The organism is Umezawaea sp. NPDC059074, assembly GCF_042738955.1.
GTDB lineage: Bacteria > Actinomycetota > Actinomycetes > Mycobacteriales > Pseudonocardiaceae > Umezawaea.
Genome location: NZ_JBHYHC010000008.1, coordinates 16,971 through 42,413, shown reverse-complemented (window position 1 = coordinate 42,413; position 25,443 = coordinate 16,971). Strand labels below are relative to the sequence as shown.

18 protein-coding genes are annotated in these 25,443 nt (G+C 70.5%); 2 read left to right on the top strand and 16 right to left on the bottom strand.

Annotated features, from left to right (window positions below; all coding sequences use genetic code 11):
* Nucleotides 1-5 precede the first annotated feature (5 nt).
* Both ACFWW9_RS06100 and glmS read right to left on the bottom strand, forming a co-directional pair.
* Entirely contained in the window at nt 6-1,409 is a 1,404-nt protein-coding gene (locus ACFWW9_RS06100; RefSeq protein ID WP_390372112.1) for an NAD(P)H-hydrate dehydratase, read from the bottom strand.
* Between the two features lie 180 nt (nt 1,410-1,589).
* Nucleotides 1,590-3,452 (bottom strand): glutamine--fructose-6-phosphate transaminase (isomerizing), encoded by a 1,863-nt coding sequence (gene glmS, locus ACFWW9_RS06095; RefSeq protein ID WP_390372110.1) that lies wholly within the window; start codon nt 3,450-3,452, stop codon nt 1,590-1,592.
* Nucleotides 3,453-3,596: 144 nt separating this feature from the next.
* Here glmS and ACFWW9_RS06090 point away from each other — a divergent pair, with 144 nt between their 5' ends.
* Entirely contained in the window at nt 3,597-4,418 is an 822-nt protein-coding gene (locus ACFWW9_RS06090) for a dienelactone hydrolase family protein (RefSeq protein ID WP_390372107.1), read from the top strand.
* A 60-nt stretch (nt 4,419-4,478) separates the two neighbouring features.
* Nucleotides 4,479-5,159, top strand: coding sequence for a hypothetical protein (locus tag ACFWW9_RS06085; RefSeq protein WP_390372105.1), 681 nt, complete (start codon nt 4,479-4,481; stop codon nt 5,157-5,159).
* Between the two features lie 55 nt (nt 5,160-5,214).
* Here ACFWW9_RS06085 and ACFWW9_RS06080 read toward each other — a convergent pair whose 3' ends face one another.
* The 14 genes from ACFWW9_RS06080 to eccCa all read right to left on the bottom strand — a co-directional run bounded on the left by ACFWW9_RS06080 (nt 5,215) and on the right by eccCa (nt 25,360).
* Entirely contained in the window at nt 5,215-5,721 is a 507-nt protein-coding gene (locus tag ACFWW9_RS06080) for a hypothetical protein (RefSeq protein ID WP_390372103.1), read from the bottom strand.
* Nucleotides 5,718-8,489: a WXG100 family type VII secretion target gene (locus ACFWW9_RS06075; RefSeq protein ID WP_390372101.1), complete on the bottom strand. Its 2,772-nt coding sequence runs from the start codon at nt 8,487-8,489 to the stop codon at nt 5,718-5,720. The genes ACFWW9_RS06080 and ACFWW9_RS06075 overlap by 4 nt, the downstream gene beginning before the upstream one ends.
* Nucleotides 8,489-8,797 (bottom strand): hypothetical protein, encoded by a 309-nt coding sequence (locus ACFWW9_RS06070; protein WP_390372099.1) that lies wholly within the window; start codon nt 8,795-8,797, stop codon nt 8,489-8,491. Before ACFWW9_RS06070 ends, ACFWW9_RS06075 begins: the two co-directional genes overlap by 1 nt.
* 147 nt (nt 8,798-8,944) lie before the next feature.
* Entirely contained in the window at nt 8,945-9,154 is a 210-nt protein-coding gene (locus ACFWW9_RS06065; RefSeq protein WP_390372097.1) for a hypothetical protein, read from the bottom strand.
* 36 nt (nt 9,155-9,190) lie between these two features.
* Nucleotides 9,191-10,525 (bottom strand): phosphoglucosamine mutase, encoded by a 1,335-nt coding sequence (glmM, locus tag ACFWW9_RS06060; protein WP_390372095.1) that lies wholly within the window; start codon nt 10,523-10,525, stop codon nt 9,191-9,193.
* A gap of 111 nt (nt 10,526-10,636) precedes the next feature.
* A complete protein-coding gene (gene rpsI, locus ACFWW9_RS06055; RefSeq protein ID WP_390372092.1) occupies nt 10,637-11,233 on the bottom strand; it encodes a 30S ribosomal protein S9 in 597 nt (198 codons plus the stop codon).
* Nucleotides 11,230-11,673 carry a 50S ribosomal protein L13 gene (gene rplM, locus ACFWW9_RS06050; RefSeq protein ID WP_259627787.1) on the bottom strand — a complete coding sequence of 148 codons (444 nt, stop codon included), beginning with the start codon at nt 11,671-11,673 and terminating at the stop codon, nt 11,230-11,232. Before rplM ends, rpsI begins: the two co-directional genes overlap by 4 nt.
* A gap of 267 nt (nt 11,674-11,940) precedes the next feature.
* Nucleotides 11,941-12,237 (bottom strand): WXG100 family type VII secretion target, encoded by a 297-nt coding sequence (locus tag ACFWW9_RS06045; RefSeq protein ID WP_390372088.1) that lies wholly within the window; start codon nt 12,235-12,237, stop codon nt 11,941-11,943.
* 59 nt (nt 12,238-12,296) lie between these two features.
* A complete protein-coding gene (locus tag ACFWW9_RS06040; RefSeq protein WP_390372086.1) occupies nt 12,297-12,614 on the bottom strand; it encodes a WXG100 family type VII secretion target in 318 nt (105 codons plus the stop codon).
* Between the two features lie 153 nt (nt 12,615-12,767).
* The gene (locus ACFWW9_RS06035) at nt 12,768-13,154 is read right to left on the bottom strand and encodes a hypothetical protein (RefSeq protein ID WP_390372082.1); all 387 of its coding nucleotides are present in this window, start codon (nt 13,152-13,154) and stop codon (nt 12,768-12,770) included.
* A gap of 19 nt (nt 13,155-13,173) precedes the next feature.
* Nucleotides 13,174-14,979, bottom strand: a complete 1,806-nt coding sequence (locus tag ACFWW9_RS06030; protein ID WP_390372079.1) for a type VII secretion-associated protein — start codon at nt 14,977-14,979, stop codon at nt 13,174-13,176.
* A 53-nt stretch (nt 14,980-15,032) separates the two neighbouring features.
* Entirely contained in the window at nt 15,033-17,780 is a 2,748-nt protein-coding gene (locus ACFWW9_RS06025) for a BTAD domain-containing putative transcriptional regulator (protein ID WP_390372076.1), read from the bottom strand.
* A complete protein-coding gene (locus ACFWW9_RS06020; protein ID WP_390372073.1) occupies nt 17,777-20,884 on the bottom strand; it encodes a BTAD domain-containing putative transcriptional regulator in 3,108 nt (1,035 codons plus the stop codon). Before ACFWW9_RS06020 ends, ACFWW9_RS06025 begins: the two co-directional genes overlap by 4 nt.
* 474 nt (nt 20,885-21,358) lie before the next feature.
* Nucleotides 21,359-25,360 (bottom strand): type VII secretion protein EccCa, encoded by a 4,002-nt coding sequence (gene eccCa, locus ACFWW9_RS06015; protein ID WP_390372071.1) that lies wholly within the window; start codon nt 25,358-25,360, stop codon nt 21,359-21,361.
* Nucleotides 25,361-25,443: the final 83 nt, after the last annotated feature.

Sequence of the window (25,443 nt, the reverse complement as noted above, 5' to 3'; positions counted from 1 at the left end):
GCCAATCATGGTGTCACAGCCCGCACGGAACGAATCGCGTCCGGGATGGCGGCCAGCAGCGACGACGCCGGGATCGGGGCCCCGTCCGCCGCCAGCTCGCCCGCGAGCGAGTGGACGTGGGCGGCGCTCGCGGCCGCGAGCAGCGGGTAGACGCGCGCGGCCAGCAGCGAGCCGATCACGCCGGAGAGCACGTCACCGGAGCCCGCGGTGGCGGGCCACGCCCCCTTCGACCGGTTCACGGCCACCGCGCCGCCGGGGTCGGCGACGATCGTGGTGTTGCCCTTGAGCAGCACCACGGCGTTGAAGCGCTCGGCGGCCCGTTTGGCGGCGGCGACGCGGTCGTCGCCGACCTCCTCCCCCATCAGCCGCGCGTACTCGCGGTCGTGCGGGGTGAGGACGACGGTGGTGTCCGGGTCGCGGGCGTCCCACAGGTCCGGGTTGTTGGCGAACATGGTGATCGCGTCGGCGTCCGCGCACACCGGGACACCCGCGTCCAGGACGTAGCGGAGGACGTTCTCGGCGCTCAAGCCCGTGCCCAGACCGGGACCGACGGTCCACGCCTGCACCCGGCCCGCGTCGGTGATGGCCCCGGTGCAAATGGACTCGGGCCAACGGGCGCGCACGGCGTCCGCCGCCTGCCCGGCGTAGCGGACCAGGCCGGACGTGGCCAGCACCGACGCCCCGGTCGCGAGCACGGCAGCGCCGGGGTAGGTCGCCGACCCGGCGGCGATGCCCGTGACGCCCTGGCTGTACTTGTCGTCGCCGACACCAGGCACGGGCCAGGCCAGCGCCACGTCCGCGCGTTCCAGCTCCATGAGGTCCGGGCCGTGCAGCTCGGGCGTGAGGCCGATGTCGACCAGCCGCACGTCGCCGCAGGCGGCCAGGGCGTGGACCGGCTTGCGGCAGCCGAACGTGACGGTGGTGTGCGCCTCGACGAACGGGCCGCTGGTGGCGCCCGTGTCGGGGTCGACGCCGCTGGGCAGGTCCACGGCCAGGATCGGCGCGGTGACCCGCGCGACGTGCGCGGCGGCGTCCGGCCGGAGCGGGCCGTGCGCGGACAGGCCTACGACGCCGTCGACGACCAGGTCGACCTCGGGCAGTTCGGCGGCGACCCGGCCGCCCGCCTTCCGGAACGCGGCCAGGCCCGCCGGGTGCGCGCGGTCCGGGTTGAGCAGCACGGCGGTCACGGCCACGCCCCGGCGGCGGAGGAAGTACCCGGCCCAGAGAGCGTCCCCACCGTTGTTGCCCGCCCCGACCAGCAGACCCACCCGCCTGCGGCCGTTCAGCAGCTCCAGGGCGACCGTGGCCACCCCGAAGGAGGCGCGCCGCATGAGCGCGCCATCCGGGGTGCGGGCCAGCAGCCGGTCCTCGGCCTTCTTGACGTGTTCCGTGCTCCAGAAGCCGCGCATGGAACCAGCCTAGGGCGGCGGCCAATCCTCACCCGGTCTTTCCGGGCCCAGCCGCTCGCTCGCTCCACCGCCCCCGCGCCCCCGTACAACCAGTACGAGGGCGCGGGGGCGGCGAAGCGAGGGACCACCTGGACGACGGAACCACCGGATGAGGGTTAGCGGCCGCCGCCCTAGGGCGGCCTACTCGACCGTGACGGACTTCGCGAGGTTGCGGGGCTTGTCGACGTCGTAGCCGCGGCTGCGGGCGATCTCGGCGGCCAGCACCTGGAGCGGGACCGTCGAGATGAGCGGCTGGAGCAGCGTCGGCACGGCCGGGATCTCGATCAGGTGGTCGGCGAACGGCCGGACCGTCTCGTCGCCCTCCTCGGCGATCACGATCGTGCGGGCGCCGCGGGCCTGGATCTCGCTGATGTTGGACACCATCTTCGAGTGCAGGACCGCCCGGCCCTTCGGCGACGGCATGACGACGACGACCGGCAGGCCCTCCTCGATCAGCGCGATCGGGCCGTGCTTCAGCTCACCGGCGGCGAAGCCCTCGGCGTGCATGTACGCGAGTTCCTTGAGCTTCAGCGCGCCTTCGAGGGCCACCGGGTAGCCGACGTGGCGGCCGAGGAACAGCACCGCCTTCGAGTCGGCCAGCTCGCGGCCGAGCGCGCGGACCTGCTCGGTCGTGCCGAGCACCCGCGCGACGGCGTCGGGCATGGCCTCCAGCTCGCGGAACTCGCGGGCGACCTCGTCCGGGTACTTGGTGCCGCGCGCCTGCGCCAGGGCCAAGCCGACCAGGTAGTTCGCGGCGATCTGGGCGAGGAACGCCTTGGTCGACGCGACGCCGATCTCCGGGCCCGCGTGGGTGTAGAGCACGGCGTCGGACTCGCGCGGGATCTGCGCGCCGTTGGTGTTGCAGACGGCCAGCACGCGGGCCTTCTGCTCACGGGCGTGCCGGACGGCTTCGAGGGTGTCGGCGGTCTCGCCGGACTGGGAGACGGCGACGACGAGCGTGTCGCGGTCGAGCACCGGGTCGCGGTAGCGGAACTCGCTGGCCAGCTCGACCTCCACGGGGAGGCGCGTCCAGTGCTCGATGGCGTACTTCGCGATCAGGCCGGAGTGGTAGGCCGAGCCGCAGGCCACGACGATGACCTTGTCGACGTCGCGCAGGTCCTGGTCGGACAGCCGCTGCTCGTCGAGGATGATCCGGCCGCCGTCGAAGTGCCCGCGCAGGGTGTTCGCGAGCGCCTCCGGCTGCTCCTCGATCTCCTTGAGCATGAAGTAGTCGTGGCCGCCCTTCTCGGCGGCCGACAGGTCCCAGTCCACGGTGAACGGCTTCGCCGTGGCGGGCTCGCCGTGGAAGTCGGTGACCTCGTAGCCCTCGGAGGTGATCACGACGATCTGGTCCTGGCCCAGCTCGACGGCCTGGCGGGTGTGCTCGATGAACGCCGACACGTCCGAGGCGACGAAGTGCTCGCCCTCGCCGACGCCGACCACGAGCGGGGAGGAACGGCGGGCCGCGACGACCTGGTCCGGCACGTCGGCGTGCGTCACGACCAGCGTGAACGCGCCCTCCAGGCGGCGGACCACGGCGCGGACGCTCGCGGTCAGGTCACCGGCGGTCTCGCCCTCGGCGTACGCCCGCGCCACGAGGTGCGCGGCGGTCTCGGAGTCGGTGTCGCTGGCCATCTCGACGCCGAAGCCCTCGAGTTCGGTGCGCAGCGCGATGAAGTTCTCGATGATGCCGTTGTGGACGACCGCCACCCGGCCGGTCGCGTCCCGGTGCGGGTGCGAGTTCCGGTCCACGGGCGCCCCGTGCGTCGCCCACCGGGTGTGCCCCATGCCGGAGGTGCCGGTGAAGGCCTCCCGCCCGACCTCGTCGAGCCGGGCCTCCAGGTTCGCCAGCCGCCCGGCCTTCCGCTCGACGGTCAGACCGCCCTCGCCGTCCAGGACGGCGACACCCGCCGAGTCGTACCCCCGGTACTCCATCCGCCTCAGTCCGTCGAGCACGACGTCGAGCGCCGACCGGTGACCCACGTATCCCACGATTCCGCACACCCGGACAGAGTAGCTAGACCACGGCCGTAACCCGAAAGTGTGACCGGCTCGAGTTTGCCCAGGTCACAGGTCAATTTGGTGTAGACCAATCTGGCCGTGTGGCGCGAGTCTCGGGAACGGCCGCCATCCACTACGGTTCCAGGGGTGAGCGGCTACTCGGCGAAGCAGGCGTTGGACCAGCTCAGCAAGCCCGGCGAGCACGAGGTGCTGCGGGGCGACCTGGCTCTCGTCGGGCTGCCGGGGGCGGTGTTCACCCCCGCCTCCGGGTACGGGCTGCCCGCCGTCGCGTTCGGCCACGGCTGGCTCCAGCCCGTGGGCCGCTACCTCGGCCTGCTGCGCCACCTGGCGTCGTGGGGCATCGTCGCGGCGGCCCCGAACACCCAGCGCGGCCCGCTGCTGTCCGCCCGGCTGCACGCCGCGAACCTCAGCACGACCCTCGACATCTGCGCGGGCGTCCGGCTCGGCGACGGCGACATCAGCGTCGACCCGGCCAAGCTCGCCGTCGCGGGCCACTCGCTCGGCGGCGGCGCGGCCGTGCTGGCGGCGGCCGACGACGAGCGCGTGCGCGCCGTGATCACGTTGGCGGCCACGGAAACCCGACCGTCCGCATTGGACGCGGCCCGTCGCGTGACCGTCCCCGGACTGCACCTCGCCGCGGGCGAGGACCGGATCGCGCCGCCCGTCGGGCACGCCGAGGCCATCGCGGAGGCGTGGCTCGGACCGGTGCAGGTGCGGACGCTGCCGAAGGCCGGGCACCTCGGGTTCGCCGAGGGCAGGCACTGGAGCGAACTCCTGTTGGACGGCAAGGGGGAACGCGTCGCGAACAAGCTCGCGAAGGCGTTCACGACGGCGTTCCTGCTGCGGACGCTGACCGGCGACAAGACGTACGACGCGTTGCTGGACAACGACGTCAAGGGCGGCACCCTGACCTACCAGCGCGGCGCGCTGGCCCGCGCCCGGCACTGACCGGGTGGACCTGCGCCAACACGGCCTTCCCGGCGTGGACGACCCGCTACCGTCGGGGCCGTGACGCAACAACCACCACCGGGCTGGGCCCCTCCTCGCCAGGGGAGCATGGTCTTCGTCGTCGTAGCGGCTGTCGCGGCCGCCGGAGTCGCGCTGTTCTGGGCCGTGCTCGGCCTGATCAGCGTGCTGCACGCCGACGAGTTCGACACGAACCCGGACCTCGTCGCGGTGCAGATGAAGCAGACCGGCGGCAGCGCCGACACGTTGGCGCTGCTGGGGCGGCTCGCCGAGTGGAGCCAGTTCCTGCCCGTGCTGCTGTTCGGGTTCGCGGCGGTGCTGCTGGTGGCCCGGAAGATGGCCGGGGTGCTGGTGATCTGGCTCGGGGCGCTGCTCGCCGTGGCGCCGACGGTGCTGAAGGTCGTGTACCTGGACTACTTCGGGTTCACCGGGGTGAGCGTGGACGGCACGCAGGTGTTCGCGGTGGTGCTGGGCGTGGTCGCCGCGCTGCTGTCGGTGCTGCCGCCGTCGATCGCCGCACTGCGGGCGGGGAAGCCGCCGCAGGGGCCGCCTCCCGGTTTTGGGCCACCGCAAGGGTTCGGGCCGCCGCAGGGGTACGGACAGCCGCCGCAGCAAGGTTTTGGCCCGCCGCAGCAGGGTTACGGGCCGCCGCAGCAAGGGTATGGCCCGCCGCAGACCGGGTACGGGCCACCCGCGCCGGGCTACGGCCCGCCTCCGCGCTGACGATGTGACAAGGGCCTCCCCGCTTCGGCGGGGAGGCCCTTCGTCGTGGAGCAGATCAGGTGAGGTAGCTCTCGTTGCCGAAGTCGTCATCGTCGTCGGTCACCGGGCGGTGAGCGGGGCGGCGCGACGGCGGGGGCAGCGGCGGCCGGACCGGCGGCTGGGCCGGTTGTTCCGGGGCCTGGTGCTCACGGGCCCAGCGGCTGGGAGCCGGGGCCGGTGCGCCCTGGAGGAACGAGCCCTCCTCGGTGTGGGAGTTGCCCGCCAGGCGGGCGCGTTCCATCGCGGCCAGCTGCGCGGCGAACTCGTCCGGGGTGGCGTCGTCGTCCTCCACCGCGAAGTCGAGCTCGCTCGGCTTCTTCTTGACCGCGCCCTCGCGCTGGGTCTTCGCCATCTCACGCAGGCGGTCCACCAGGCGCTTCTGCTTGTCGACGAATTCCTTGTGGTTCTCGGCCGTGGCCTTGTCGACCTCGTCGAGTTTGCGGGTCGCCAGCTCCATCCGGGCCGAGTGCTCCGCCCGGATGCCCTCGAACGTCCGCTTGACGCTCTCCAAGGACTCCGTCATCGTGCGTTCTCCTCACCGAGAGCGCTCTGCACGCGGCCCAGCACGGCGTCGTCGTCGAACAGCGACCCGGTGGTGCGCCACTGGCTCGCGCCGCGCTCGGACTCGCCGTTGCCGCTCTGCTGCTGGCCGCCGCCCATCGGAGCGCCGCCCATCATGCCGCCACCCATCATGCCGCCGCCGGTCTGCGCCGCCTGGCCGCCGTCCTGCATGGACGGCAGCGTGGCCGAGCCGGGGTGGTCCGCCTGCGCGGCCGTGGTGTCGGCGAGGCTCGCGTCACCGCTCGGCGCGGGCGGGCCCCACATGGGGTCCGGGGCGGGCGCGGTGGGGATCTGCGGGCCGAACGCGCCGTCAGCGCGGTCGAAACCGCCGACCGGGCCCGCCGCCGACGCGCCGGACGTGGAGGTGGTGCCCTCCAGCGACGGCTCGCGGAACACCGGGTCCGCGCCGGACTGGGAGAAGCCCGGCTCGGTGAAGAACGACTGGGACGCCGAGGCGGGCTCGGTGAACCCCTGCTGCGCGAAACCCTGGTCGCTGAAACCGGGCTCGGTGAACCCCTGACCCGCGAAGCTCTGGCCCGCCGGCTCGGTGAAGCCCTGCCCGCTGAAACTCGGCTCGGCGAAGCTCTGGCCGCCGTCGAACGACTGGGCGGCGAAGCTCTGGTTCGCGGGCTCGGCGAAGCTCTGACCGCCCTCGAACGCGGGGTTGCCGAAGCTCTGGGCGAACGCCGGGTCGGTGAAGCCCTGGCCGCTGGTGAAGTCGCGGCCGAACGCGCGGTCGGCACCCGGTTCGGTGAAGGCCGGACCGCCGTCGGCGTACGCGGGCATCGTGGAGACGTCCGGCTTGCCGCCCGTCTCGGGCTCGTCCTCGCCGAACTCGACGCCGTACTGCTGCGGCTCGCCCTCGCCGTCGTCGACGGAGAGGCTGATCTCCCCGGTCAGCGGGTCGACCTCGGCCGTGATGGTCAGGCCGTCCAGTTCGATCACGGCCTTGCCGTCCGGGCCCGCCTGGATCGGGGTCGAGCCGTCAGGGGGCGAACCGGGCGTCGTGCCGCCCTGACCGCCACCCGCGGCCTGGCCGCTGGAACCGGCACCGGCACCGGCCTGACCGGACAGCGCCTGCGCCAGGCCCGCCGCGCCGTTCTGGCCCATCAGGGCCCTGGCGGCGTCCGGGTTCTTGCTGAAGTCGAGGTCGTAGGTCTTCGGCGGGGCGTTCGGCGTGTCGACGGTGACCTTGACGTGGCCGCGCGCGTCCGGCTCGGTGATCTTGATCTCGTTGGCGCCACTGGTGATCGTGACGCTCTCCGGGTTCTTCTCCTCGCCCTTGGTCGGGTCCGGCTTGCCGCCGTCGCCACCGGGGTGGTCCGGCTTCCCGTCGCCGTTGGCGTCGTCGGGCTTGCCGTCGCCGTCCTTGTCGAGCGGGTTCTGCGGCGTCGGCATCTCCGGGATCGGCGGCGTCGGAGGCGGGGTCCCGCCACCACCGCCACCCGTGCCCGAACCGCCGCCGCTCCCGCTGCCACCGCCGGTCCCGGAACCGCCACCGGTGCCCGTGCCGCTACTGCCGCTGGTGTTCGTGTTGCCGTTCCCGTTGCCGTTCTGCTGCGGCTTCTCCGCCGGGGGCTGCTCCTTGGGCGGGTCGAACGGCTTCGTGTTGAAGGCGTCGATCTGCTTGCCCAGCTCTTCCCACGTCTTGTCGACGGAGTCCTTCGTGGTCTTGCAGATGGTGTCGAACTGCGTCCACTTGCCGCTCACGTCGGGCTTGAACGTGTTCCTGATCCACTTGTTCGCCTCGTCGCGGACCAGGCGCTTCCACTCGTCGCCGTCGCCGCAGCTGTCGTCGATCGTGTAGTGCACGAACCCGGCGACGCGGCGCAGCTTCGCCTCGTCCTCGGCCGTGCAGCCGTCCACGACCTCCTTGATCTGGTCCGGGCTCAGACCGGCGATGTCGTTGACGTTGCGCACGCCTTCGAGGACGGTCCTGGCCTTGGTGTTCACCAGGCCGGACACGGTGTGGCACGCGGCCCTGGTGACCTCGGCGATGTGGTCGATGGCGTCGGCGTGGGTCGCGGCCTTCTGCGACATGCTCGTCACGAACGCGCGGGACGCGTCGGCGGCCTTGCCCGACCAGCCGGACCAGAGCTTGCTCATCGACTTCTCGGCGTCGCCCTGGCGGTCGCGGGAGTCCTGCGCGACCTGGCGCAGCTCGACGATGTCGATGTCGATCTTGTGGAAGTCGATGTCGCGCTGCTCGTCGTACCGCTTGCGCATGTTGTCGACGTTCGTGTCGACGGTGCCGCCGTCGATGATCTTCTTGGCGTACTCGTACACCGGCAGGAAGTTCTCGAAGTACTTCAGGCCGGGCGCGCCCGCGTTCAGCAGGTCGTTCGAGTTGCCGACACCCGCGCCGCCGTCGGACGCGCGCTGGTTCGACGCGTCCAGCGCGTCCTGCCCGGCCTTCTTGTCCTTCTCGTGCTGGGCGTTGCGCGCGTCACCGGCGTCCGCGGCCTTCTTGCCCTTGTCGTAGGCGTCGTTCAGCCGGTCTTCCGAGCTGTCCGCCCACGGCATGGCGTCCTTGGTCGCCTGCCACTGCCCGTCGCCCCACGAGATGTCGTAGTCGTCGAGGTACTCCTCCAGCTCGTCGTTGTGCGTGCCGGTGATGTCGTCCTTGACGTCGTTCGTGTAGTAGGCGAGGAGCAGCGCTTTCTTGTCCTCGTAGGACACCGCCGGGTTGTCGGCGACCTTCTTGACGTCTTCCCACGACGGAGTCGCCATCACTTGCCCCCGGCGTTGGAGAGGTTCTGCGCGTTCGCCGTGTCGGACCAGTCGTAGCCGTTGGCGGAGTTGCGGAGCTTGTCGGAGAGGCCCTTGAGCGCGGCGGCGTGCGAGGCGACCGCCTCGGCGATCTTCGGCAGCCCGGCGAGGTAGCGGGAGCCACCGGCGGTGTGCGCCCGACCGAAGTCCTGGGCGCCGACCGCGCTGGCCGTGACCTTCGCCTTGTACTCCTCGACGTCGGACGCGACCCCCTGGATGGTGGTCGCCGACGACATCATCTCGCCCGCATTGGCCTGGTAACCCGCCATGTGCTCCTGCCTCCCCTGAAGTCCCCGGTGAGACGCGGCCATGGCCCGCCGGGTTCCGCCCAGACTCCCAGGCCGCCGGTCCGCAAGGGGCCGGTTGGACCAGTCGGTTGCCTTAGTAAACAGCGACCGGGCGCGGTCGGCAGCGGATCACCACTGGCGGGGCGGCTGCTGGCCCTGGTTCGGCGGGTAGCCCGGCTGCTGGGGCGGGAAGCCCTGGTTCGGCGGCGGAAAGCCCTGGTTGGGCGGCGGAAAGCCCTGGTTGGGCGGCGGGAACTGCCGCTGCTGCTGCGCCTTGGCCTTGGTGATGGCGAAGACGCCACCACCGCCCACGGCCAGCCCGACGACGAACCCCAGCACCAGATTGACCACAGCCGCCAGCCCCCAACTCCGAGATCAGTGGACCGAGGAAACCACACCGGCGAGCCTGCGCGCGGCGGACTCGGCCACCTCGTGGCTGGTGGCCTCGACCATCACCCGGACGAGCTGCTCCGTGCCCGACGGGCGCAGCAGCACACGACCGGTGTCGCCCAGCTCGGCGGACACCTCGGCCACGGCGTCGCTGACCGACGTGTCCTTCGCCACCACGGCCTTGTCCGACACACGGACGTTGATCAGGACCTGCGGCAGCCTGCTCATCACGCCCGCCAGCTCGGCGAGGGACTTGCCGGTCTCCGCCATCCGCGCCATCAGCCGCAACGCCGTCAGCAGGCCGTCACCGGTCGTGGCGTGCGCGGGGAGCACGACGTGACCGGACTGCTCGCCGCCGAGCGCGAGGCCACCGGCCCGCAGCTCCTCCAGCACGTACCGGTCGCCCACCCCGGTCGTGCGGAGCGCGATGCCCTGCTCGCGCATGGCGATGTGCAGCCCGAGGTTGCTCATGACCGTGGCGACGAGCGTGTTGTCGGTCAGCTCGCCCGCGTCGCGCATGGCGACCGCGATGACGGCCATGATCTGGTCGCCGTCGATCTCGTTGCCCTGCGCGTCCACGGCCAGGCAGCGGTCGGCGTCGCCGTCGTGCGCGATGCCCAGGTCGGCGCCGTGCTCGAGGACCGCGGCGCGCACCACGTCGAGGTGCGTCGACCCGCAGTTGTCGTTGATGTTCAGACCGTCCGGAGTGGAGTTGATCTCCACGACCTCGGCGCCCGCGCGGCGGTAGGCGTCCGGCGCGGCGATCGAGGCGGCGCCGTTGGCGCAGTCCACGACGACCTTGATGCCCTCGAGGCGGTGCGGGGTGATCTTGAGCAGGTGCTCGACGTACTGGACCTCCGCGTCCTCGACGTCGCGAACCCGACCGATGGCGGCACCCGTCGGGCGGCCGTCGTGGGTGAGCATCTTCTGCTCGATCTCGTCCTCGACCGAGTCGGGGAGCTTGTGGCCACCGGCGGCGAACAGCTTGATGCCGTTGTCCGGCATGGCGTTGTGCGACGCGGAGATCATCACGCCGACGTCCGCGCCGAGCGCGGCGACCAGGAACGCGACGGCGGGCGTCGGCAGCACGCCGACCCGCAGCACGTCCGCGCCCGCGGAGCTGAGACCGGCGACGACCGCGGCCTCCAGCATCTCGCCGCTGGCACGGGGGTCACGACCCACCAGTGCCACCGGCCGGTGCGTTCGATCGTGCTCGGCGAGCACCCGCGCCGCGGCGGCGGCCACGGACAGTGCCAGTTCGGGGGTGAGGTCCGCATTGGCGAGACCGCGTACTCCGTCGGTGCCGAACAGGCGAGCCATGATCCGAGGGTCCTCCGTGATCAACCGCACAGCAAAAGGGGCCGGAAAGCACTGCGGGAGCAGCAGTTCGGTGAAGAACTGGCTGCTCCCGCAGGGTAGAACTGGGCTCGATCAGCGCTTGCTGTACTGCGGCGCCTTGCGGGCCTTCTTCAGACCGTACTTCTTGCGCTCCTTGACCCGCGGGTCACGAGTGAGGAAGCCGGCCTTCTTGAGGACCGGGCGGTCCTCGATGTCGATCGCGATCAGCGCACGCGCGATGGCGAGGCGCAGCGCACCGGCCTGGCCGGTGGTGCCGCCGCCACGCAGGGTGGCGAGCACGTCGAACGTCTCGGGCTTCTCCGTGGTGACCAGGGGCTCACGGATGAGCTGCTGGTGCACCTTGTTGGGGAAGTACTGCTCGAGGGACTTGCCGTTCAGCGTGAACTTGCCGGTGCCGGGCACGAGGCGCACGCGGACGATGGCCTCCTTGCGCCGACCGACGGTCTGCGCGAGGTGGTGGGCACCGTTCAGCGAGTGCTTGACGACGGGCGCGACCTCGACCTCGGCCTCTTCGGCGTCGGTCTCGTCGGCGTCGGCCTCAACGGCCTCGACCTCGGTGGCGTCGTCGGCCTCAACGGCGTCGTCGACGACGACGTCGGTCTCGACGGCCTCGACTTCGTTCTCAGGGGTGGTCACAGTGACTTCCTCGGTGTGCTCGTCGCCGGTCACTGGGCGATCTTGGTGATCTCGAAGGGCTGCGGCTGCTGCGCTGCGTGGGGGTGCTCAGGGCCGCTGTAGACCTTCAGCTTGCTGCCGATCACGCTGCCGAGGCGGTTCTTGGGCAGCATGCCCTTGATGGCCTTCTCGACGAGCCGGTCAGCGCGGGTGTCAAGCACCTCACCGAACGACTGCTTGCGCAGACCGCCCGGGTGACCGCTGTGGCGGTAGACGAACTCCTGGTCCCGCTTGTTGCCGGTCAGGGCAACCTTGTCAGCATTGATGATGACGACGAAGTCGCCAGTGTCGACATGCGGGGCATAAGTCGGCTTGTGCTTGCCGCGCAGCAGCGTCGCGGCCTGGGTGGCGAGCCGACCGAGCACCACGTCCTGGGCGTCGATCACATGCCAGGCGCGGGTCACCTCGCCGGCCTTCGGGCTGTACGTGCGCACGGATCTACCTCGTCGTCACTTGCGTCTGGTGGACATTGCGGCGGCTGCTCCAGGCCGGATTGCCCCTCGAGAACGAGCTGGGCAAGTGGACCAGAACACACGCGGCGCGCAATGTCGCACCGGATACCGCACAACAACGTAGGAAGATACCGGTTGGGTCATGGCCGGGTCAAAACGGCCCCCGTGAACCGGCGTTCGGAACGTGCGCGGGCCCCGAAACCGTGGAGGTTCCGGGGCCCGCGAGGTCACGCTGGGTGACGAGAGTGCTCAGCCGCCCCAGCGGGCGGTGTTCTGCTGCTCGCCCTGCTGGAAGGCCTCGCCCGCAGCGCGGACGGCGGTGGCGATCTGCGCGAGCACCTGCTGGAGGTCGAGCGCGGCGTCGTCCCACTTCTTCTGGGCGGCGGCGTAGGCGGCCCCACCGGAACCGTCCCACTGCGCGACGACGGGCGCGATGCGGCCCTTCAAGTCTTCGAGGGTGCTCTCGAGGGTGCTCGCCTGGGAGCTGATGTCGCCTGCGAGGCCCTCCAACTGCGCGAAATCGACGGCAATGTGCTGGTCGCTCATGAAATTCCCCAAGTCCTGTTAACGGTGAGAAGCTGGAATGGTCGAGCGGGAGTCGAGAATCAGCTGCCGCCGCCGAGGCGGTTTGCAACGTTGCTCATCGCCTGCGCCTGCTCTTCCTGCTGCTGGATGTACAGGTTCGCGCCGCCGGTCATCTGCTCGGCGATTTCCTTCAGCGCCTGGTTCAGCTTCTTCGCGTCCTCGTCGAACCGGAGGTTCAGCGTGTCGAAGGCGCTCTTGGCGTTACCCTGCCACTGGCCGCCGATGCCATCGATGATGCTGTTCAGGTTCTTCAGGATGCCGTCGATCTGGTCGCCGGTGTTGACGATGTCCTGACCCGCGGTCAGGAGTTCCTGGCTACCGGTTGAAAACTTGGCCATCGGTAAAACCCCCTACTTAGATGTTTCATCGGGCCGCACGTTCTCGGCTTGCACTGCCCCTACGACGGACACAGTGCCATGCCGGTTCCACCCTGTCGCGACTTCGCTCGAAACAGTTGCTCTAGTGAACGGCACCGGGTGAACCCGTGACGGTCAGTAGAGGATTTGCCCTTGCGAAAAGTCCTCGTCATCGTCACCCGCACGGGGAAGTTGACCCCGCGGACCGGGTGCCGGACGAGAACTCGGAACATTTGCATTCGCGTCGACAGACTTTTCAGGAGCAAACGCTTCTGTCGCCTCGGGCAGCTTTTCGACGGGCAGCCCGCGCTCCTCGCGGAACCCGTTGGCCACCCGGCGGACGTCCGGCGACGTGGCTTCCACGCCCGGCGCGGGCGTGCGACTCCTGGCCTGCTCGGCCAGCTCCCGGTTGCGGTCGCGGGCCCGGCCGTTGCGCGCCCCGGCGTCGGCGGCGGCCCTCCGACCCCTGGTGACGGCCGCCGCGAGGTCCGCGCGGAACCTGGCAAACGCTTCCGAGGTCATGCCGAACCCTCCTGCTCGATCAGCTCGTCACGGCCATCGACCTGACCACCTGCTCACACGCCGTGCGCACCTTCTGCTCGCCCGTCGGCGTGTACTGGCAGCCCACGCTGACCTGAGCCTTGCCCTTGAGCACGATGTACCAGTCGATGGTCAGGCCTTGCGGCCGTTCCCTGTAGTGCACGACATCCTTGTCGCCGAAGCGGGTCGACGGGGTGAAATCGGCGAGGTTCTTCGCCTTGTCGTACTCGGTGCGGAGTTCGTCGACGGCCCGATCGCGATTCGCGCTGCTGTCATAGGTCAGCTGTTGTTCCTGAACCGCTATGACGTCCTTCGTCGAATCCCCGCCGATCGGCCGGACCTGCACCTTCCGCGTTGTCGGATCGCCGCCGCTCTGCTCCCATTCGACGGGCGCGGTGAAGCTGTAGTCGTAGATGGAAATCTGCTTTCCGGACGGCGTGCTCTGCGTCGTGCTCGGTCCCGCTTCGGGCGATCCGTTGTCCGAATTGAGCGCGTAGGCGACCGAAGCCCCTATCACCACGACCAGCAGAACCGCGCCGCCGATGAAGAACGGGACGCGCGATCGACGTTTCGCCGGAATCTTCACCACGGGGAACTGCGTTGGCGGGGGAAATCCCGGTGCGGGGGTTGCCGGGTACGCGGCGCGGTAGGCCTCGACCGCCTGCTGGGTCTCGGCCGCGCCGATCCGTCGGGTGATCTTGCGGGTGCTCTCCTCGGGAACAGGGACCAGTGGTCTAGGAGCCGACTCCACCCGCACTGCCCGCAGCGCTCCCCGCGCGACCACGGTTTCCGGCTGGTCGATGCTCGTCGGCACGACCCCGGACTGCTCCATGACCAACCGCGCCACCATCGGGATCCGACTCGACCCGCCGACCAGGAAGATCCCGGTGAGCTGCCGGGGGTTCAACCCGGTGTTGCGGACCGCCCCGAGCACCAGCGCGACCGCGCGGTTGAGCGGCGAGCTGATCAGCCGCTCCAGGTCGCCGCGGGTCACGTGCGCGTCCCGAAACGGGGGCGGCATCGGCACGTCGGTGTACGCGTGCCGCGACAACGTCTCCTTGGCCCCGCGCACGTCCTGCCGCAGCACTCGGCGACGACGCCGGTCGGCGAGCGCCTGGCCTTCCACGAGCTGCTGCCAGGCCTCGCGCTCGGCGGGCGGCACCTGGGAGCCGAGGTGCTCCAGCAGCATCTGGTCGACGTCCGCGCCGCCGAAGCTCTGGTCCCCCTTGGTCGCCAGCACCCGGAACGCGCCGCCTTGGCGGCTGATCACCGTGGCGTCCACCGTCCCCGCCCCGAGGTCGAGCACGGCCAACGTCGACCCTTCGGCCATCGCGTGGCCTGCGGAGTGGAAGACGGCGGCGGCCACCGGCTCCGGCACCAGCCGCACCTCGTTCGCCAGCCCGTTAGCGGCCTGGAGCAGCACACGGGTCCGGACCGCACCCCAGTCGGCCGGGTGCGTGAGCACCAGCAGGTCAACGGGCACCCCGCCCGCGACCCGCCGAGCCTCCCCCACGGCCCTGGTCAACACGGCCCGCACGACGTCCGACACCCGCAACACGCTCGTGCCCAGCAGGAGTTCGCCCTCGTCGATCCGCCGCTTGGGGTTCGGCTCGTACCGCGACGGGTCCACAGCGGCCTGCCGCTCGGCCTCGTGACCGACGAACAACGTCCCGTCGGCGGCCGCGAACACGGCGGACGGCACCAACGGCTGCCCGTCGAACACGACGACCTGCGGCTCCCGCCCGTGCACCGACAGGGCGACGCAGGTGCTGGACGTGCCGAAGTCGACAGCGACGTGCAAGCTCATACCCATCCCCTCGTCCGGCCGCTCCCCGGCCTGGACCGCGCAGGCATAGCCAATCACGCCTCCCCGGCCGCCGCGACGAGTCTCGCCCTCAAGGCGTGCGCTTCCGGCATGTCCAACTCGGTGAAAACGTCGAGCGCCTGCTTGCGGTAGACCTCCGCGCCCGCCTCGTCCCCACCCGCCTCCCGGACGTCGCCGAGCAGGGACAGACTGGTCGCCTCGTTGTAGCGACTGCCATTGGCCCTGCTCAACTCCAACGCCTCCACCAGGACCTCTCTGGCCTGGTCCCACTTCCGCAGCTCGCAGTAGGTCTCGCCGAGGACAACCAGGTTCTGGCTGACCGTATGGGTGTCGTCACGCAGCCGGTTCAGCTCGAGGGCCTCGCGGAGGCAGCCTTCCGCCTTGTCATGTTCTCCCAACCTCCCGTAGATGATGGCCAGGGTGTTGAGCACAAGTCGCCTACCCATGCCGCCACGGTCCCTGGAGCTGACCTCCAGAGCGGCCTCGGCGAATTCGACGGCCTCCTGGTGGCGCCCGAGTTCGGTGTAGGCCATCGCCATGTTGTTCAGCGCCTTGCGCTGGAGGTGGAGTTCACCTCGTTCGTGCCCCGCGTCCAGCACCGCACGTGAGTACTCGATGGACTTCTCGAACCGCCCTCGCCGACCATGCGACGCCGCGAGGTCGATCTTCATCCGGGGCGCGAACTCGTACGGGTCCTCCACTTCCTCGAAGTACTCGAGTACCAGTTCGGACAACGCCACGGTCTGCTCCCACCGGGACGTCATGTCCATGAACAGCCAGAGGGCGTTCTGCAAGACATCGACGTACTCGGAGAAGCGCCCGGAGATCGCGAGACGCAGCAGCGACGCGAGGGTGTTGTGCTCTGCCTCGTACCACTCCATCGCCTCCGCCTGGGACCCGACACCCACGACGACGACGACGCCGTCCAGAATGGGTTCGTGCGGGGTGAACCAGTCCAGCTCCATGATCTTGGCCGCGTTGGCGGAGTACAGGTAATGGCTGAACAGGCGTTTCTGCACCAGCCGCCGTTCGGCGGCGTCCTCGACCTCGTTGGATAGCTCCGCGGCGTACATGCGCAGCAGGTCGTGGTACTGGAAGCGGTCGGAGCCCAAGCTCAGCAGGAGGTTCGTCCGCACCAGTTCGAGCAGCGCTTCCCGCGCGGCCTCGATGGGGATGGCCGCCGCGCTCGCGACCGCCGGTACGGCGAAGTGCGCGCCCGGATGCAGGGCGAGCACGCGGAACACCCTGGCGGTCGGTTCGCTGAGGTGCTTGTAGGACCAGGAGAAGACGCCGCGGACGCTCGTGGCGAGGTCGCCCGTGTCCAGGACGTCGAGCCTGCCCTGCTCGGAGGAGAGTTCGTCGGCGATGGTGGCCAGGCTCGACCGCGGGTTCGCGACCACGCGGGCGGCGACGATGGCGAGGGCGAGCGGCAGGCCTCCGCACAGGGCGACGATCCGTTCCACGGCCTGGGGTTCGGCGGTCAGGGCCGCGGTGCCGATCCGGCGACCCAGCAGCGCCAGGGACTCGGCGTCGTCGAGCACGTCGAGTGCCAGGAGAGACGCGTCGTCTGTCACGACCAGGCCTTCCAGCCTGTTCCGGCTGGTGATCACGGTGAAGCACGTCGGGCTGCCCGGCAGCAGCGGCCGGACCTGTTCGGCGTCGCGGGCGTTGTCCAGCACGACCAGCACCCGCTTGGTCGACAGGAGGCTCCGGTAGAGCGACACCTGCGCGTCGCCGTCGTCCGGGATGCCCTTGGGATCGGCAATGAACGCCCCGAGGAACCCGCGCAGCGCGTCGGCGGCGGCGAGCGGTTCCCGCCGCGGGTCGAACCCGCGCAGGTTGACGTACAGCTGGCCGTCGGGGAAGCGGTCCTTCATCCGGTTCGCCCAGTGCAGCGCCAACGTCGTCTTGCCGACGCCGCCGGTGCCGTTCACCGCGGACACGATCACCGAGCCGCCCGCCGCCTCCGCCGAGTCCAGCAGACCGCCCAGCAGGTCCAACTCCTGGGAGCGGCCGACGAAGTGGGTGGTGCCGGACGGCAGTTGGCGCGGTGCCGCCGTAGGTCGGGGCCCGGCGAGGTCCGGGTCGGACCGGAGCACCCGGTCGTGCAGGTCGCGCAGCGCGGGTCCGGGGTCGATGCCCAGTTCCTCGCCCAGCACCCCGCTCACCGCCCGGTACGCGGCCAGCGCCTCGGCCTGCTGCTCCGAGCGGTAGAGGACCAGCATCAGCTGCGCCCAGAACCGTTCCCGCAGCGGGTGCTGCCGGGTCAGCACCCGCAGCTCCGCGACCAGGCCGGTGAGCGCGCCCGCCTCGACATCGGCGTCGATCCGCCGTTCCAGGACTTCGAGGCGCTCGTCGACCAGCGGCGCGACCTCGTCGCGGTGCAACGAGTCCGACGCCACGTTCGCCAGCACCGGCCCCCGCCACAGCGCGAGCGCGTCGGCGAACCGCTTCTCGTCGACCAGCGCCCGAAAGCGGTGCAGATCGAGCGTTCCCGGTGCCACGGAAGCGAAGTAGCCCTCCGCGGACGTCCGCACGCAGTCGGCGTCACCCAAAGCCTGACGCAGCCGGGAAACCACCATGTGCAACGTCGACTTCGCCCGCGCCGGAGTGGGCGGCGAGCCGTCCCACAACCGGTCGACCAGCTCGTCGATCGACACGACCACGTTGGCGCGCAACAACAACGTCGCCAACAGCACCCGACTCCGCCCGGACGGCAACGGAACCGGCACGCCGTCGAGGCGCACCTCCAACGGACCGAGGACGGCGAACTCGACGGTCATCGCCTCACCTGCTCGCACCGCGCCAGCACCTCGCGGGACCTCGACTCGTCGAGCCGCTGCCCGGTCTCCTGGTGCACCGCGAGACCGCGCGAGGCCAAGGCGACGGCCTCGTCGGCCGCGCCCTCGAAGAGGCGTGCCTCGGCGAGGGACGTCAGCGCCTCGCCGAGTTCGACGCGGATGTTCCTGTCCTGAGCCAGTTCCACCGCGCGCTCCGCGTGCGGCACCGCCTCCGCGTCCTTCCCCATCGACCGGAACGCTCGCGCGATGATCAGTTGGGACTGGATCTCCCCGCGCATGTAGTCGCAGTCCACAGCCATGGTCAACGCGGTCTCGGCGTAGTCGACCGCCGTGGGCGCATCGCCGAGGTGCAGCGAGACCAAGGCCAGGACACGATGGCAATCCGACTCGTCCTTGGGACTCGCGATCTCCCGAATCCCGACGAGCGCCTCCTCGACGAGCGTGCGAGCCTCTTCCACCCGCCCCAACTCCAACAAGGCCTCGGCGCTGAGCCACAGTGCTTGGGGAAGACGTTGCCTCGCCCTCGACTCGACGGAGAGGTCGAGCGCGCAGGACGCCTGGGCCAGACCTCCTTCCAGGTCCCCCAGTTCGACGAGCGCTTCGGCAAGGTTCACGTGCGCGGTGATCTGGCCTCCCAGGGACTTCAGGTCGCGGTACAGGTCGAGCGCGTCGGAGAGTTGCTTGGCTCCTTCGTCGTACCGCCCCAGTTCCAGGGAAACGCAGCCGAGGTTGAGGATCGCGGTAGCTCGCCCCGACACGGAACCGAGTCGGGTCTTGGCTTGCAGCGAGCGCCGGAAGCAGTCGGCCGCTCGTTCCAGATCACCGGTGACCTGGTGGTAGACACCGAGGTTGAGGATGGTGCTCGCCCACGGGTCGAGTTCGCCCACCTCTCGATAGACCGCTTCGGCCTCCGAGGTGACCTTGATCGCGAGGCCGACATCGCCCTGCGCGTAGGTGAGGTTGCCATGTGCGGAAGTCATGGCCGCCCACGCCCGACGATCACCGGCGGCTTCCGCCGCCCCCTTGCCACCCGCCAGCGACAACGCCCACAGCGCGTCGTCCCGCGTCTCGAAGAAGTGCCAGGACAGGCCACTGGCCATCTGCCACGCCACCTGGTGCGGACCGTGCTGGGCCGTGTGACCGATCACCGCGACCAGGTTGGCCTTCTCGGCTTCGAGCCAGGCCAACGCGCCGGTGTTGCCGTCGTGCACGACTTCCGGCAGGTGGAGGGTGACAGGCCTGATCGAGAGGCGGTTGACGTCCGAGTACAGCATGGTCGCCGCGTCGTCGACCATGCGGAGGTACCAGTCGTGCAGCCGTGCGCGTGATCCCTCGCACCCGTCGGCCCCGTCCTCCTCGACCGCCCTGTCGAGCGCGTACAGCCGGAGGAGGTCGTGCAGCGCGAAGCGACCGTCGTCGCGCCGCTCCACCAAGTGCACGCTGACGAGGTGGGCGACGACTCGGCGGGCCCGAACGAGCGGCAGTTCACCGAGCACCGCCGCGGCGTGGTCGGTGAAGGTCGCCCCCGGCACGAGCCCAAGCCTGCGGAACACCAGGCGGGTCTCCTCGTCCAACGCCGCGTACGACCCGCGGAACGCGGTCAGCACGGCGGCGTCCGGGTCACCGGGGACGGCGAGCACCTCCAGCACGTCAGCGGACTCGAGGGCGGCCACGTAGTCGGCGACCGCTGTGCGGGGCTGCGAGGCCAGGTCCGCCGCCGCGATGCGCAGCGCGAGCGGCAGGTGGCCGCACGCCGCGGCCAGCCGCGCCACTGCGTCCGGCTCCGCCGAGGCCCGGTCGGCGCCCAGGACACGCGCGAGGAGGGCGTAGGCCTCGTTGGGCGGCAGCGTGCCCAACCGGTGCACGTGGGCGTCGTCCAGGACGGCCAGGCCACGCAGGTCGCTGCGGCTGGTGACGACGACCAGGCAGGTCGGGGTCGACGGCAGCAGCGGGCGGACCTGCTCCGGAGCCGAAACGTTGTCGAGCACTACCAGCATCCGCCGGTCTGCCGTCAGCGAGCGGAACAGGTTCGTCTGGTCCGCTGTCTCCGCGGGGATGGAGCCGGGGTCGACCCCCAGCCCCCGCAGCAGCCTCGCGAGGGCCTCCTGGACCGTCATCGGGCGTTCGAGGTCGTAACCGCGCAGGTTGACGAAGAGCTGGCCGTCGGGAAACCGGTCGCGGACGCTGTGCGCCCAGTGGACGGCCAGCGCGGTCTTGCCGACGCCGCCGGACCCCGCGATGGCCGAGATGACGACCGCGGGCGCCGAGCCGCCCGCCAAGAGCCCGTCCAGCACGGCGAGGTCTTCGGCCCGGCCAGAGAAGCTGGCCACGGCGGGCGGCAACTGGCGGGGCACGGTGGCGGTGACGACCTCGGCGGGAGCGAGGGGTTCGCCCGCGAGCACGAGCCGCTGGAGGTCACGCAACTCCGGACCGGGATCGACGCCCAACTCGTCGGCCAGCACCGCGCTCACGTCGCGGTAGGCCGCCAAGGCCTCGGCCTGCCTGCTGGTGCGGTAGAGGACGGTCATGAGCTGGGCCCAGAAGCGCTCGCGGAGCGGATACCGCTGGGTCAGGGCGCGGAGTTCAGCGGCGAGACCGGTCAACGAGCCCGACTCCAGGTCGGCGTCGACGCGGCGTTCGAGCGCCTCGACCCGTTCCTCCAACAGCGCCGGGACTTCATCTCGACGCAAGGAGTCGGACGCGACATCGGACAGCGGCGAGCCGCGCCACAGCTCCAGGGCCTCCGCGCACCGCCCCGCGTCGACGAGGGCGCGGAACCGGTGCAGGTCGAGGCGGTCGGGGTCGATCTCGACGCGGTAGCCGTCGACCTCGGTGCGAACGCTGTCGGCCGCGCCAAGCGACTGCCGCAACCGGGACACCACCATGTGCAGGGAGGCCTTGGCCCTGGCCGGGGTCGGCGGGGCGCCGTCCCAGAGCCGGTCGACCAGCTCGTCCACCGGTACGACCTCGTTGGCGCGCAACAACAACGACGCCAACAACACTCGCGCCCTGCCGGACGGCAGCGGGACGGGAACACCGTCGTGCACGACCTCCAGTGGGCCAAGAACGCGGTACTCGGTGGTCATCGACGACCTCCGGGCACGGTCGAGGTGCATCCGCTTTCCCCCACCACGACTCCGAACGGTGCGAAAACCCGTAACTCGACAATCACTCACATTCCCCCTGATCGAGACCAGCATATGACAACCGGTCCCGCCGTGGCAGGAGTGTGAGCGTTGTGTGAGCGGCGCCCGGCAGAGTAGGTCTCGTTCACCGCGGCAGAGTTGCCACCAGCGGAAACAGAGGTTGCCTTGGTAGGGGGGAACCGGGTTTTCCGCTGGAGACGCGAACGGGTTTGGGAGTCCCGAGGGGGGTGGTTCCCACATTCCGGGAGCGTTGCGGTGACGAGCGTGAGAACGCCGAACGCCCGCTGTCCCGGCTTGTGCTCCCCCACCGGCCGGGTCCGCGGGCTTTCGGGGTAGGCCGACCCCCGACCGGCCGACGGCGAAGGGCCCGCACCTCATCACGAGGTGCGGGCCCTTCGTCCGTTCGGGAGCGCCCTACTCCGGGTCGACCCAGGAGAACTGGATGCGCTGCTGGCCGTTCTTGCGGGTGACCAGGGTGCCCCGGCCGGGGGGCTGGGGCGACGCCTTGAGGTTGCCCACGATGTTGCCCTCCTCCTTGGAGCCGCTGCCGACCATGAACGGCGACGCGATCTCCTTCAGCTTGCCGAGGATCGGGTCGAACATGGCGCGCGAGGCGCCACCCATGCGGCGGACCACGATGATGTGCAGGCCGACGTCCTTGGCCTGCGGGATGAACTCCGCCAACGGCTGCAACGGGTTCTGGCCGCCCTGCGGCGCCACGAGGTCGTAGTCGTCGATGACGACGAACAGCTCGGGGCCCTTCCACCAGGACCGGTTGCGCAGCTGGTCCTGCGTGACGTCCGGGCCGGGGAGCCTGCCGAGCATCGACGTCCTGATGTCCTTGACCAGGTCCGTGAGCTGCGCGGAGGACACCGCGTAGCTGAGCAGGTGGTCGGTGTCGATGAAGCCCAGCATCGTGCGGCGGTAGTCCACCAGCATGATCAGCGCCTCGGACGACGTGTAGTGGGTCATGATGCCGCGCACGATCGCGCGGAGCATGCCCGTCTTGCCGGACTCGCCGTCGGCCAACGACATGAAGTGCGGGTCGTTGTCGAAGTCGAGGTACACCGGGGCCAGTTCGTCCTCGTCCACGCCGATCGGCACGAGGTGGCCGCGGTTCGGCCTGACCTGCTCGACCTGGGCCATGAACTGCTGGTACGGCAGCAGGTCCGGCAGCAGGCGGACGGACGGGGCGTGCGGGCCGCGCCACGCCTGCGTCACCTTCGCGATCAGGTCGCCGATGCCCTGCGCGACGTTCGTCGGGTCCGACGAGGCGTCGATGCGGGGCAGCGCCGTGAGGAAGTGCAGCTTCTGCGGCGACAACCCGCGACCGGGCCTGCCGGGCGGGATGTTCACGGCGACCTTGCGGTCCACATCGGACTCCGACGGGTCGCCGAGGCGCAGTTCGAACCTCGTGCCCAGCAGGTCCTTCATGGCCGGGCGGATCTCCGCCCACCGGTTCGCCGCGATCACGACGTGCACGCCGTACGACAACCCCTGCGCCGCCAACGCCTGCACCTGCGGTTCGAGGGACTCGAACTCCTGGCGGAAGTTCATCCAGCCGTCGACGATCAGGAACGCGTCGCCGAACTGGTCGTCCTTGATCTCGCCGCGCCGCTTGCGGTTGCGGAACTCGACCATGGAGTCGATGCCCTGCGCGCGGAACCGCTGCTCGCGCTCGGAGATCAGCCCGGACAGCTCGGCGACCATGCGCCGCGCCTTGTCCACGTCCAACCGGCTGGCGAAGCCGCCGACGTGCGGCATCCGCTCCAGCGCGGCGAGCGTGCCGCCGCCGAGGTCGAGGCAGTAGAACTGCGCTTCCTGCGGGGTGTGCGTGAGCGCCATCGACGTGATGAGCGTGCGCAGCATCATCGACTTGCCCGACTGCGGGCCGCCGACGATCGCGCCGTGCCCGGCCGCGCCGGAGAAGTCCGCCCACAGCAGGTCGCGGCGCTGCTCGAACGGCTTGTCCACGACGCCGATCGCGACCTGGAGCTTGCCGTTGGTGAAGAAGCCGGGCGAGGTGAGGCCGCGGTCCTCGGTGGGCTGCAACGGCGGCAGCAGCGTGTCCAGCGACGGCGGCTCGTTCAGCGGCGGCAGCCACACCTCGTGCGCGGGCGGGCCCTGGCCGACGAGCTTCTTGACGATGACCTCGAGCTGGCTGGGCTCGTTGCTGTCGTCCTTCTTCTCCTCGACGACCGGCTGAACGGGCCGGATCGGCTCCTTGGGGATCTCGATGTAGTCCGGCACGAAGTAGCGCGGCCGCTTGTCGCCGCTGACCGCGGCGGACGGGCCCGCGGCCTGGAGACCGGCTGGCCGGTACGGGCCGGACACGTAGAGCGCCTTGAACCGGACCAGCGGCGACCCCTGGATGCCCAGGTAGCCGGAGCCGGGGATGGGCGGCAGCTCGTACGCGTCGGGCACGCCGATCGCGGCGCGGGATTCCGCCGCGGAGAACGTCTTCAGGCCGATCCGGTAGGACAGGAACGTGTCCAGGCCGCGCAGCTTGCCCTCCTCCAGGCGCTGCGACGCGAGCAGCATGTGGATCTGGAGGGACCGGCCGACGCGGCCGATCTGGAGGAAGATGTCGATGAAGTCCGGCTTCGCCGTCAGCATCTCGGAGAACTCGTCGATGCAGATGAACAGCGCGGGCAGCGGGTCGAGGTCGGCGCCGTTCTCACGGGCCTTCTCGTAGTCCCAGACGTTCTTGTAGTTGCCCTTCGCCAGCACCTCCTGGCGCCGCGACACCTCGCCCGCGATGGCGTCCTTCATGCGGTCGACCAGCGTCAGGTCGCCCGCGAGGTTGGTGATCGTCGCGGCGACGTGCGGGGCCTTGTCCAGGCCAAGGAACGTCGCGCCACCCTTGAAGTCGACCAGGATCATGTTGAGCGAGGTCGACGAGTGCGTGGCCAGCATGCCCAGCACGAGGGTGCGCAGGAACTCCGATTTCCCGGAACCGGTCGCGCCGATGCACAGGCCGTGCGGGCCCATGCCCTCCATCGCGGATTCCTTGATGTCCAGCTCGACCTGCTGACCGAACTCGCCGATGCCGAACGGCACCCGGTAGCGGTCGCGCACCGGCCGGGGCCGCCACGCCTGCTGCACGTCGAACGTCATCGGGTCGCCGGGGATGCCGAGGAACTCCAGCAGCGGCGGGTTGTTGCTCATCGACAGCGGGTCCTCCTCGCTGCCGCCGGTGTCGACGCCGCCGACCCGGTACGGCGAGAGGCGGCGGGCCAGCGCCTCGGCCTCGACCACGCTCAGCCAGTCCGGGCGGCCGAACCACTCGACGCCGCTGGCGCTGCGGGCGCCGAGCTTGTCGTCCTCGATCACCAGCCGCAGGCCGCGGCGGGCGGTCAGGTTGCCCAGCGACTCGGACAGGTCCAGCAGCGTCACGCCGACCAGGCCCTCTTCGAGCAGGATCTGCTCTTCGCGGGTCACGTCGCCGTCGTCGATCACGATCACGACGTGCGGCTGGTCGGCGGGCGGCGGGGCGTTGCGGGTGAACCGCTGGCGGTCGCGCAGCTGCTCGTCCAGCATCTGCTCGACCTCGCCGAGCGAGCCCGCCATCATCCGCATCTGGCCGATGCCGTCGACGATCGTCGGGTGCTGCACGTGCGGCAGCCACTTCGTCCACTCCCACTGGGCCTTGGTGCGGCCCGCGGTGACGACGGCGATCAGCAGGTCGTCCGGGCAGTGGAACGTGGCGAGCTGGGCCAGCAGGGCGCGGGCCAGACCGCGTTTGACCTCGATGTCGCCGATCAGGCCGACCGCGGCGAACCCGCGCAGCGCGATGGAGATCGGCAGCTCGGGCACGAGCGAGTGGGCGCGCACGAAGCGGCGCAGCGCCAGGGTGGCGATCGGTTCGAGCTCCTCGACGGGCCCGGTCTGCGGCGGCACGAGCCGGGTGGCCAGCCGCTGCGAGCCGCGGCCCGCGCGCAGGTGGCAGAAGTCCGGGTCGTTCTGCCTGCGCTCCCACATGCGGCGGGTGGTGGCGAGCGACCACAGCATCTGCGGGTCCGGGTGGACCCATTCGCGTTCCGCGCGCTGCTCGTCGGCGGCTTCACGGGCGCGGTCCCGCATTTGTCCGAGGTACCGCAGGTAATCCTTGCGGTCCTCATTCATCTCGGCCTTCTTCTGGCCTTTTCCACCGCCCATGCCGCCCGCCATCATGCCGACGGTCGAGATCATCATCATGCCCGGCATGATCATGGCGGCGGGCGCACGGGAACCCGTGCTGAACATCAGCGCCATCATCCCGAGCGAGGACGCGATCATGACGGCGGGCAGCGCCTTCATCATGATGTTGCCGGGAATGATCCTCGGCACCTCCGGCGGCGGTTCGAGGTGCACCTCACCGCCGGGCGGCCGTGGGGCGGCAAGGCGTGGCGTTCGCTTGAACTGCAGCGTGCTCACCTAACAGGCACCTCTTCGAGTCGATGTCGAACAACCGCTCGGCGCATTCCCGCTCCGCGTCGCGGGACCGCCACCAGCACTTC

Bases quoted from the DNA above. Each gene is read 5' to 3' on its own strand.
- ACFWW9_RS06080 (WP_390372103.1), bottom strand. From the start codon at position 5,721: ATGACGGAGTCCTTGGAGAGCGTCAAGCGGACGTTCGAGGGCATCCGG.
- ACFWW9_RS06070 (WP_390372099.1), bottom strand. From the start codon at position 8,797: ATGGCGGGTTACCAGGCCAATGCGGGCGAGATGATGTCGTCGGCGACC.
- ACFWW9_RS06100 (WP_390372112.1), bottom strand. From the start codon at position 1,409: ATGCGCGGCTTCTGGAGCACGGAACACGTCAAGAAGGCCGAGGACCGG.
- ACFWW9_RS06075 (WP_390372101.1), bottom strand. From the start codon at position 8,489: ATGGCGACTCCGTCGTGGGAAGACGTCAAGAAGGTCGCCGACAACCCG.
- ACFWW9_RS06045 (WP_390372088.1), bottom strand. From the start codon at position 12,237: ATGAGCGACCAGCACATTGCCGTCGATTTCGCGCAGTTGGAGGGCCTC.
- glmM (WP_390372095.1), bottom strand. From the start codon at position 10,525: ATGGCTCGCCTGTTCGGCACCGACGGAGTACGCGGTCTCGCCAATGCG.
- ACFWW9_RS06035 (WP_390372082.1), bottom strand. From the start codon at position 13,154: ATGACCTCGGAAGCGTTTGCCAGGTTCCGCGCGGACCTCGCGGCGGCC.
- ACFWW9_RS06020 (WP_390372073.1), bottom strand. From the start codon at position 20,884: ATGACCACCGAGTACCGCGTTCTTGGCCCACTGGAGGTCGTGCACGAC.
- ACFWW9_RS06025 (WP_390372076.1), bottom strand. From the start codon at position 17,780: ATGACCGTCGAGTTCGCCGTCCTCGGTCCGTTGGAGGTGCGCCTCGAC.
- ACFWW9_RS06030 (WP_390372079.1), bottom strand. From the start codon at position 14,979: ATGAGCTTGCACGTCGCTGTCGACTTCGGCACGTCCAGCACCTGCGTC.
- ACFWW9_RS06040 (WP_390372086.1), bottom strand. From the start codon at position 12,614: ATGGCCAAGTTTTCAACCGGTAGCCAGGAACTCCTGACCGCGGGTCAG.